Source organism: Edaphosphingomonas laterariae, assembly GCF_900188165.1.
GTDB classification, from domain to species: Bacteria; Pseudomonadota; Alphaproteobacteria; order Sphingomonadales; family Sphingomonadaceae; genus Sphingomonas_E; species Sphingomonas_E laterariae.
Genome location: NZ_FZOS01000059.1, coordinates 1 through 8,700, shown reverse-complemented (window position 1 = coordinate 8,700; position 8,700 = coordinate 1). Strand labels below are relative to the sequence as shown.

Here is an 8,700-nt window from a genome sequence, read left to right as displayed (position 1 = left end):
ATCTCTTCCGGGCGATGCTTCTTGCTCGGCATTCCTTGTCTCCTTCGTAATCCAAAATATCATCAATTTTGGACCACTCAGAAGGGGGCAGATCATGAGCGCGTCTCGCAGGTCCACAAGGTCCACATCCGTCGCGCGACACTGCGAGAACATGCCTTCGGAAGGAGCCTCCTCCTCGTGCACATGGTGCCTGACCTCCTCGCACAGCACAGTCACCTTGGCGTCGAAAAAGTCCTCTGTAGCGCGAGCAGAATTGATGTCGTTGATGAGTACCTTCGCGGCATCATGCTCGACATAGGCCTCGTTCAATATCGTGTCCTCGATCTGGCCACGAAACGCCGGGTAAAAAATCTCCTCTTCGATCGCCATATGGACCTTGAGCTCGACACATATGCTCCGCGCCAGGCGCTGCTTCTTGTCGGCGCCGCGGGCGGCTGCAAACTCGGCGAACAATGCCTCGACGTTACGATGGTCTGCCTTGAGCAGCGCGATTGCATCAGTGAAACGCTCCATCTCCGGCATGTCCCTCCTCCAAGCGCGAGCGGTCTCAAATCCACCCACAGCAACCACCGTTGAGCGGAGAAGTTGCGAAGGATTGATCCTGATCAGTCGGATTGTCGGTGGTTGCGCCGAGATGGCATTCCCGGCCTCAAAGCCAGAAGCAATCGTTTTTGGGCAGATGCCTTCTCATGGCGCCTGGGATAAAACAGGCGGCCGAACTGGCGAACCGGCCGCGTTACGAATGTCGCCCCGCCGCGTTGGTGAGGTCCCCGGAACGGGCGCCAGCAGCAATAAATTCTACGACGGCCGCCTCCGCAAGCGCTGCGGAATAGTAAAATCCTTGCCCGAGATCACAGCCCATGGCGACGAGCCGATCAGCTTGTTCGCGCGTCTCCACGCCTTCGGCCACGACCTGAAGGCCAAAACAGTGACCGAGATTGATCACCATCGTCGAAATGGCGTCGGAATCCGGACTTTCGCCCAGTCTCTCGATGAAGGAGCGATCGATCTTGAGGATATGCACGGGAAATTCACTCAGGTGAGACAGCGAGGCATATCCCGTTCCAAAGTCGTCAAGTGCAATGCGGATGCCGTGATCGCCGAGGCGCTCAAGAGCGGCCTTGATGCTCCCGGTACTGTGACCGAGGAACACGCTCTCCGTGACTTCGATCTGGATGCAGCCAGGCGCAATATTGCGCTCCTCCAATCGCGACAGGATGGTTTCGGCGAAGCCCCCACGGCGGAAATCTGCGGCCGTCACGTTGATCGCTACACTTCCGAAAGCGATACCCAGCCTCGCCCAGGCCTCGATATCGTCGAGTATCCTCGTCAGCATCCTGTCGCTGAGTTGCGCCCCAAGGGCGGGATCATTGAAGGCGGCGTGTATCGACCCCGGCCCACGCAACTGGCCGTTCCCGTCTTTCCAGCGGAGCAAAGCCTCAAAACCTGCCACCTGCGACGTGCGCAGACAAATCTTGGGCTGGTAGTGCGCGATGATGGTATCGCACTGCAAGGCGTATCGCGCGGACGCAATCATGCCCTGATGATTCTCGACCTCCTCCATCATCGCCTGCTCGAATATACGCAGTTGCGCCCGACCGCCCGTTTTCGCAGCATAGAGGGCAACATCGGCCGCCTTCATGACCTCCGACCGCAAAGCACCGTCTCGTGGCATTAGGCTGGCCCCCACACTCGCGCCACATTCGATCAGGCGACCGCCATGATCAATCGGCTCGGCCAACAGCTCGAAAATCCGGGCAGCGACCTGCCTCACCTCCATCTCGACGGCGTCGTGCAGCAGGATGGCGAACTCATCCCCGCCTGTTCGGGCAACCAGCCCGTGATTGCCGACGGCGGTCTGAAGGCGCTGCGCGAACGCACATAGCAGCCGGTCGCCCGCATCGTGACCGAGCGTGTCATTGATCGACTTGAAATTGTCGACGTCCACGACCAGCAATGCGCCGGATGCCGCCTCGCGTCCGTCCAGCAGGACATCCAACTGCTCCTGCAGCACTGTCCGGTTGGGCAGCCCTGTCAGCGAATCGTGCTGCGCCATCCAGATCGCCCGCTCTTCAGAGAGCTTCTGCTGCGTGATGTCGCGCGCAACGACGATGAGGCGCCTCGAACCGTCCTGGATCGCATTGACGATGACGTGAAACCATCGCCGCTCACCGCTCGAATCGCGAACCTGCGTAATGAGGCTGTCGGCCCGCCCTTCGTGCGCGATTTGTATCGCCCGCAGACCTAATTCGCGGTCCCTGTCAGGAAGCAGGCTGAGCCAGTCGCGACCTTGCAAGGCGTTCGTATCGATCTCGCTGGAATTGGGCCCGTTGCAGAACGCCACATGATAAGCCTCGTCGAGGATCAGCGTGTAATCGGGGCTTGAATGAAGGATGATCTCATTGAGCGACCTGCTGCTCTGCAGATCGCTCAATGCCCGCATCCATGAAACCATCATCCGGTGGAGCGAGAAGGAAGCCGCAAGAATCGTCAGCATAAAGATCGGGAGCTGTATGCTGATCATCGGCATGATCGGTTCGGCGGTCATCAAGCCCGCGAACGCGCATGGCAATAGCGCAAGCAGAACCATGATCGCGGCCAGTCGCGGGGTGCCAAAATTTCGCAGACATATTCCGCACACCATCGCTGCCGCCGAGAGGCAGGCGATCGTGGCGAGGACCCAGTCTTCGCTCGTGATGCACAGATATGTGCCCACTCCAACCGATGCCGCCCAGCAACAGGAGAGCAAGGCTGCAGGCAGGCGCTTCGGCGTACGCCCCTGCCGAACGAGGCGACGTCCGTCGAGCAGCAACACGAGGCGGATGGCTCCCAGCGCTATTTCGAAGCCAAGCCAAGCGATGAATTCCGCTGTCGGATGCCGCCATACGGCAACCGACGCGACGGCGGAGGTGTTCAGGATTCCGCCGAGAAAAATCGGCACGGACGTAAACAGGCCATTCCTGAGCTGGACCGAAATTGCCTCGGGCAGCGCCTCGCGCCCGCCGAGCAGCCATGATGTCAATCTGTCGCCGATACCGGCCTGCGAGCCCATGAGATTTTAACCCTTGTCGTTCCCCGCAGGTAGCCGACAAATTATTAACAAGCCAGAAAGGATCAATGCCTGATGCCGGCCCAATTACGGGCAATTCGAAGGCCTTGAAGCGAGTTATCCCTGGCTAGGCGCGGCTGCACCGTGGCGAACGGAAGCAGCCGGTCACGATGAGGTCGTTGGAAACTGCCTCTGCACGATGAGCTCGTTTGACTTCGACTACCGCGGCGAGCCGAAGGAGCGTTCCGCCCCGCACCGCCAGGAGGCGACAGCCCAATATCGCCATTGCGCGAAGCACGGTGTCAGGCTGAGCAACAGTCCAGCCCACCAAGGAACGTGCCAGCTTGGGTCGAGACGGCGATCGGTCACCTCGGTGAGGCGAAATAAGCCCGGCCGGCCCAGCGAACGGAGACGGCATTTAGTGAAATCTTCCGGCGAAATGGTCAAAGGGGTAAGCTCAATCAATACCGGTTAGCCGCCCATTCAATACCGGTTAGCCGCCCATTCATGCCCAGTGGTTCATTGATCGGCTCACCAGAACGATTTTGAACAGGGATCTTGCCATGCCTGAAGATCTTTCCGCCGACGCCCTTGTCGCTTTGACCGCCGACATTGTGTCGGCGCATGCCGCCAACAATGTCGTGGCGATATCCGATGTTCCAGTGCTGATCGCCAAAGTCCACGCCGCCCTGTCCGGCCTGGGGCAGCCCGCAGCGATCGAAGAAAAGCCTGTCCCGGCAGTGTCGATCCGTTCCTCACTCAAGCCGGACCATATTGTATGCCTGGAATGCGGGAAGCGGTACAAATCGCTTCGCCGTCACCTGCGGTCGCATGACATGATCGCCAACGAGTATCGAACCAAATGGAACCTTCCTGAGAGCTACCCAATGGCGGCGCCTAATTATTCCGAGCAGCGCAAGCAACTAGCCCTCCAGATCGGCCTCGGCCGCAAGCCCGGCCAAAAGGTTGCGGCGAAGGCCGCGCACGCCCGGATGGCAAGACAGCCTCGCCCGAAAGCGATCCAGGCCGCAAAGGCGCATCTCAGCGCAGAATGACGACCGGCGCGCGTTTCCCTGACGACGGGCCCTTTGCCCGGCCCGACTGCCACTAACTCACCCTTTGGTCTGATGTCGGCCGAGCTGTTGTGCGGACCACCCTCAGGAACTGGACGCAAAGCAGGATAGACCGATGTTCATCGAGACCGTCGGCCGGCATTTGCTTATGATCGCCTCATCGGACGATGCGGATAGTCAGGATTTGGTGGCCGCCCGGCGGACAGCGCTCGATCGACGGCGATGCTTCCGACCATCCCGGGATGTCCGATATCGGCTCGCACATTGCTATTGCCCACGCTTTGATGATCGGTCTGAACCCTTCGGATTAGCTTAAGGTCGGCAGCGCGGCTCTGGCCCTTCCGAACTGGCCGCGTGACATAGGCGGCGGCGCGGTGCTTTTGCAATTCGGGCCAGTCTGGCCTGGTCAGCGTGCGCTTCAGGGGCGCTTCGAACAATCGACGAAGTGGTCGACGCCTCATGACCTGTATCGGCTGACGACGCGCTTCCAGGCGCGTTCATCGGGCCAGGGCAACTCGTCCCCAGTGGGCAGATCCTTGACCAGCGAAACCCTGATCGGCCGCACCTTCCGGTGGTCGGCAACCCAGCAACGGCTGCAAGACAGCCTTCGTGGCACTTCCTCCAGCCGGTCATTCCAGCGCCGACGCTCGAACAGCCACCAGAGCTGATGCCCCTGAAAAATCCGGACACGACGGCAGGACGGACAGACCACGCGGATATTGAAATGGTACAATGCCGCATGCTGGAGACAGGTCAGCTTGCGGTCGAGATGATCCCGCACCTGTGGCTGTTGAGCCATGGCACCACCACTCTCATGTTCAACCGTGATTGCCGAAAGGCCGTCCAGACCTGAGCATCTCCAGATGCGCGAAGCGCGAAGCGATCCGCATGGTCAGCGCCTCGAGCGCCCGGTCGCGCTTCGTGCGGTCCTTCGATCGCGCATCAACATAGAGAGAGGCGGGCGCCTGACCCAGTTCGAAGCGAATCAGGAAGCGGACCTCTTCTATCGTCATCCGGTCCGGTCGGGCTGGATCGGACCAGGTCATCGCGGATCACTCTCGAACTCGGGAAAGATCGGCAATGGGTCCGGCGCGCAGGGCGCGTCGATCGAGACAATCTCTAAGCGGCTCATATATTCCGCCAGATGATGCGCGAGCATCGTAACGGCGGTTCGATGCCGATTGCGGTCGGTTTCCGCCAACCCGGCAACCAGTTGTGGAGCCGCGCCACCAAGCGCCACCTCGAAATAGTGCGCGAGCGCCAATGTGTCGATTCGAGCCATGAGATAATGAGAACATTTGACGAACATTGAGTCAATGTCCGCTTTCGCAGCTCGTCGGGCGCGACTGCGATACGCATCGCAATGCGCCAAATTTCTGTTTTGTTCATGCTATGTTCGTGCTAGCATCCCACCACCTTCCGCTAGGTGATTCATGTCGCGCCTCCACACCGTCCGATCGAACGTCGCGGATCTCGGCAAGCATTTCGGCGCAGAAGCCTCTCCCGGTTTTTTCGTGCCTGACGAGACCGTGGAGGGCGGTCCCGGCATCATCGTCCTCAAAAGACATGGAAAGCGCATACTCAAGAATCTCCAATGGGGGTTTCCCCGTCAAACCCGCGAGATGCGCGATCAGGGCGAAGGGCCCGGTAAGATCGGATTAGTCGCCGACCTTACCAATCCAATGTGGCAGGACCTCGTTGTTGATCCGCGGTATCGATGCCTGATCGCGCTGACCCATTTCGCCAACCCTGATGGCGTCTCTGGAGGACGGACGCGAACTTGGTTCTCACTGAAAGACGCGACGATCTTCGCCTGGGCGGGCTTCTGTCGGAACACGGCCGAGTTCGGGCCCGTCTATGCCGGAATGACAATGGAGGCCAATGCGTTAATCCCGCCTACTAACGACCGCATGCCGGTGCTACTTGATCCGACAGAATATGACCGGTGGCTGCACGGCTCGATCGAGGACGTCATCGCCTTTATGTTTGGACCGCCTTTTCCCGCTGATCGAATGAAGGCCGAACCTACCGACGACCTATGGCGCAGCGGCGAGCCGCCACCGGCGACCGCTGCGCAGCTTGGATTATTTTAGATGTGTAGGGGCTATGCATTTGGCAGTGCCAACCATGCGGACTAGTAACAGCGTGACCATGAACAAAGAATCGCGTTCTGCGTCCCGCACCATCATTGCCAGTCCTCGCGCGATTTTCCGCGCATTTCTCGATCCCGAGGTAATCGTGAAGTGGCGCACACCGGCAGGAGTGAGGCTCAGGATACATGCGTTCGATGCGCGACCGGGCGGTGGATATCGCATGGAGCTGAGCCATACAGCGACTATCGAACAGGCCAAGTCGACCGGATACCGCGATATTGTCCGCGCCCGCTTCATCGAAATCCTGCCTGACGAAAGGCTTGTTGAGGCCGTGCAGTTCGAGAGCGGGTTGCCAGAGTTCGCCGGCATCATGACCGTCACCACGACGCTCGCCTCCGTGATCGATGGGACAAAGGTCACGGTGCTGGCCGAGGACGTGCCGCATGGCATATTGGAAGCCGATCAAATCCAGGCAATGGGCTCCTCGCTCAAGAGGCTTGCGGACTTCCTCGAATAGGGCCCCTCTCCCCGCCGCGCAGATCGCGTGCTAGATTTGACCGATGTGCAATCTTCACACGGTCCGAAAGAGCGCAGCGGAGGTCGCAGCGCATTTTGGCGTCAGAAATCCGCTCGCCTCGAACGCGCCGGAAGAAAGTTATCCCGGCACACCTGGACTTGTGGTGCGTGAAGAGGCCGGCGAGCGGATTCTCCAGTCCATGACGTGGGGTTTTCCACTTCGGCTGAAGGGAATGTCCCCGACCGCGAAGCCGAAACCGGTCAATAACATCGCCGATCTGCGTAAACCGATGTGGGCCGGCCTGGCCCGCAAACCGCAATGGCGATGCCTGATCCCGCTGACGGGCTTCGCCGAAGCGGAAGGTCCGAAGGGTGCGAAAACGAGAACATGGTTCAGTGTGAAGGGGCAACCGATCTTTGCCTGGGCCGGACTCTGGCGGCACAGCGACGAATGGGGCCCCGTATATTCGGGCGCAATGACCGATTGCAATGAAGCCATCAAACCGGTCCATGACCGGATGCCCGTCCTCCTAATGCCAGATGAGTATGATGACTGGCTACGCGGCGATTTTGATCAGGCACTGGCGTTCCAGGAACGCAGCTTTCCTTCCGATCTCATAGAGATGGCGCGGACAAGCGAGCTGTGGGTCAAGAGGAAGGGCACACTTCCGTCTCCCGCCGGGCAGTTGCTGTGAGCCTGTGGCGCCGGATCAGCCGGTGACCTTCGACGATTGTCATCGCCTAACTCGCAAGACTGAGCGCCGCTCCAAAATGACGGCCCTCCCTTCGCTGCCTCGAAGATTTCGCGTCCGACAATCAGGCGCTAGCGACAGTTGCGATCGCCACCATAACACTTCCATGCCAGTGCGATGCCCGAACGGTCCATGGCGCGCTGCCCTCGCCCACGTCGGGCGTCGAGCACCGGGCTGCAGTTTTGTTCTCTTCTGCGGAACCAGCCGAATGACAGCGCATGGTGACGCCGAGACGATGACGTAGCCCGACGAAACCTCCCCCTCAATCCACCACGCAAACTCACCGGCGCATGGCAACCGGCACGAAAAAATGCCGCGACTTCGACAAGCGACGATCTACGCGCAAAGCGAATCTCCTCAGTCCAGCATGATGTAGCGCCGCCCGTCGGTCGAAAAGGCCGGCACCAATCCTGCTGCCGTGGCTTCGATCATGCCAAGTGCATGATCACGCCGGTCATCGCTGTCGCAAAAGTGAGCGGCATCGGCCTGAAGCTTTTCCCATTTCCAGCTCGAAACGAGGATCCGCAGCGCACCGTCACCATCACTGCCCACAAAGGAAAGATATCCAGCTGTCACTTCCACCGGAAAATCATCGACAATCCGCAATGGGCAGACAGGCATGGCGCTCTTTCCCCCTGCGGTTGCTGCCGCTCTGAACGAAGCCGCCACCGCACGGATCAAAGTTGAAGCATTTTTGCGATCATATCAATCGGGCGCAATATGTCATTGCTTCGCTCGGAAATATGTGAACAAAAGATTATAATCCGCTGTCAATGACCGACGGCCAAACCACCTTCTCGTTCTGGAGTGGGCCCCTTGGGCCGGACAGGATCAGGCTGCTGATTTGACCATGAGCCGGGTGTGTTGCTCCTCGAACTGCGCTGGGCTGGTGTAGCCGAGCGCGGAATGCAGGCGACGTTGATTGTAGACGTCGTCAATGAACCGGGGAATCTGCTCGGCAACATCTCGGAATGTCTCGAACGCCATCGGATAGACCGCCTCGACCTTGAGCGTTTTCATGAAGCTCTCCGCCTTGGCGTTGTCGTACGGATTTCCAGGCCGGCTCATCGAGCCGACCATATCGTGGTTGCCCAGCAATGCTCGATAGATTCCGGACGCGTGTTGCGATCCACGGTCCGAATGATGAACGCATCCTGGCGGCGGACACCGTCGCTCGATCGCCACCTCCAGTGCCGCAACCGCGAGCCGCGCGTCGA

11 protein-coding genes are annotated in these 8,700 nt (G+C 59.6%); 4 read left to right on the top strand and 7 right to left on the bottom strand.

The features are described 5' to 3' along the window. Positions 1-522 (bottom strand): hemerythrin domain-containing protein (locus CHB74_RS20995; RefSeq protein WP_089221420.1); only part of this gene is annotated, 522 nt, incomplete at its 3' end. A gap of 214 nt (positions 523-736) precedes the next feature. Next, positions 737-3,052 carry a putative bifunctional diguanylate cyclase/phosphodiesterase gene (locus tag CHB74_RS20990; RefSeq protein ID WP_089221419.1) on the bottom strand — a complete coding sequence of 772 codons (2,316 nt, stop codon included), beginning with the start codon at positions 3,050-3,052 and terminating at the stop codon, positions 737-739. Positions 3,053-3,612: 560 nt separating this feature from the next. Between CHB74_RS20990 and CHB74_RS20985 the strand changes: the two genes are divergently transcribed. After that, positions 3,613-4,104: a Ros/MucR family transcriptional regulator gene (locus CHB74_RS20985; RefSeq protein WP_089221418.1), complete on the top strand. Its 492-nt coding sequence runs from the start codon at positions 3,613-3,615 to the stop codon at positions 4,102-4,104. Positions 4,105-4,579: 475 nt separating this feature from the next. Here CHB74_RS20985 and CHB74_RS21840 read toward each other — a convergent pair whose 3' ends face one another. The 3 genes from CHB74_RS21840 to CHB74_RS20975 are packed head-to-tail and all read right to left on the bottom strand — an operon-like array spanning position 4,580 to position 5,404. Next, positions 4,580-4,921 (bottom strand): hypothetical protein, encoded by a 342-nt coding sequence (locus CHB74_RS21840; RefSeq protein WP_144033893.1) that lies wholly within the window; start codon positions 4,919-4,921, stop codon positions 4,580-4,582. Positions 4,922-4,940: 19 nt separating this feature from the next. Continuing rightward, positions 4,941-5,168, bottom strand: coding sequence for a hypothetical protein (locus CHB74_RS20980; protein WP_144033892.1), 228 nt, complete (start codon positions 5,166-5,168; stop codon positions 4,941-4,943). Beyond that, the gene (locus CHB74_RS20975; protein ID WP_089221416.1) at positions 5,165-5,404 is read right to left on the bottom strand and encodes a hypothetical protein; all 240 of its coding nucleotides are present in this window, start codon (positions 5,402-5,404) and stop codon (positions 5,165-5,167) included. The genes CHB74_RS20980 and CHB74_RS20975 overlap by 4 nt, the downstream gene beginning before the upstream one ends. A gap of 151 nt (positions 5,405-5,555) precedes the next feature. Here CHB74_RS20975 and CHB74_RS20970 point away from each other — a divergent pair, with 151 nt between their 5' ends. Genes CHB74_RS20970 through CHB74_RS20960 form a run of 3 tightly spaced genes read left to right on the top strand, consistent with a single transcriptional unit; the run spans position 5,556 to position 7,426 of the window. Continuing rightward, entirely contained in the window at positions 5,556-6,215 is a 660-nt protein-coding gene (locus CHB74_RS20970; RefSeq protein WP_089221415.1) for an SOS response-associated peptidase family protein, read from the top strand. Positions 6,216-6,273: 58 nt separating this feature from the next. Continuing rightward, entirely contained in the window at positions 6,274-6,732 is a 459-nt protein-coding gene (locus CHB74_RS20965) for an SRPBCC domain-containing protein (RefSeq protein WP_089221421.1), read from the top strand. A 43-nt stretch (positions 6,733-6,775) separates the two neighbouring features. Then, entirely contained in the window at positions 6,776-7,426 is a 651-nt protein-coding gene (locus CHB74_RS20960) for an SOS response-associated peptidase (protein ID WP_089221414.1), read from the top strand. A gap of 414 nt (positions 7,427-7,840) precedes the next feature. Here CHB74_RS20960 and CHB74_RS20955 read toward each other — a convergent pair whose 3' ends face one another. Both CHB74_RS20955 and CHB74_RS20950 read right to left on the bottom strand, forming a co-directional pair. Beyond that, positions 7,841-8,164 (bottom strand): hypothetical protein, encoded by a 324-nt coding sequence (locus CHB74_RS20955; RefSeq protein WP_144033891.1) that lies wholly within the window; start codon positions 8,162-8,164, stop codon positions 7,841-7,843. A gap of 150 nt (positions 8,165-8,314) precedes the next feature. Further along, positions 8,315-8,700 (bottom strand): integrase core domain-containing protein (locus CHB74_RS20950; RefSeq protein WP_144033890.1); only part of this gene is annotated, 386 nt, incomplete at its 5' end.

Excerpts from the sequence above, each read along its gene's own strand:
- CHB74_RS20965 (WP_089221421.1), top strand. The coding sequence starts at position 6,274 with ATGAACAAAGAATCGCGTTCTGCGTCCCGCACCATCATTGCCAGTCCT.
- CHB74_RS20975 (WP_089221416.1), bottom strand. The coding sequence starts at position 5,404 with ATGGCTCGAATCGACACATTGGCGCTCGCGCACTATTTCGAGGTGGCG.
- CHB74_RS20960 (WP_089221414.1), top strand. The coding sequence starts at position 6,776 with ATGTGCAATCTTCACACGGTCCGAAAGAGCGCAGCGGAGGTCGCAGCG.
- CHB74_RS21840 (WP_144033893.1), bottom strand. The coding sequence starts at position 4,921 with ATGGCTCAACAGCCACAGGTGCGGGATCATCTCGACCGCAAGCTGACC.
- CHB74_RS20985 (WP_089221418.1), top strand. The coding sequence starts at position 3,613 with ATGCCTGAAGATCTTTCCGCCGACGCCCTTGTCGCTTTGACCGCCGAC.
- CHB74_RS20990 (WP_089221419.1), bottom strand. The coding sequence starts at position 3,052 with ATGGGCTCGCAGGCCGGTATCGGCGACAGATTGACATCATGGCTGCTC.
- CHB74_RS20980 (WP_144033892.1), bottom strand. The coding sequence starts at position 5,168 with ATGACCTGGTCCGATCCAGCCCGACCGGACCGGATGACGATAGAAGAG.
- CHB74_RS20970 (WP_089221415.1), top strand. The coding sequence starts at position 5,556 with ATGTCGCGCCTCCACACCGTCCGATCGAACGTCGCGGATCTCGGCAAG.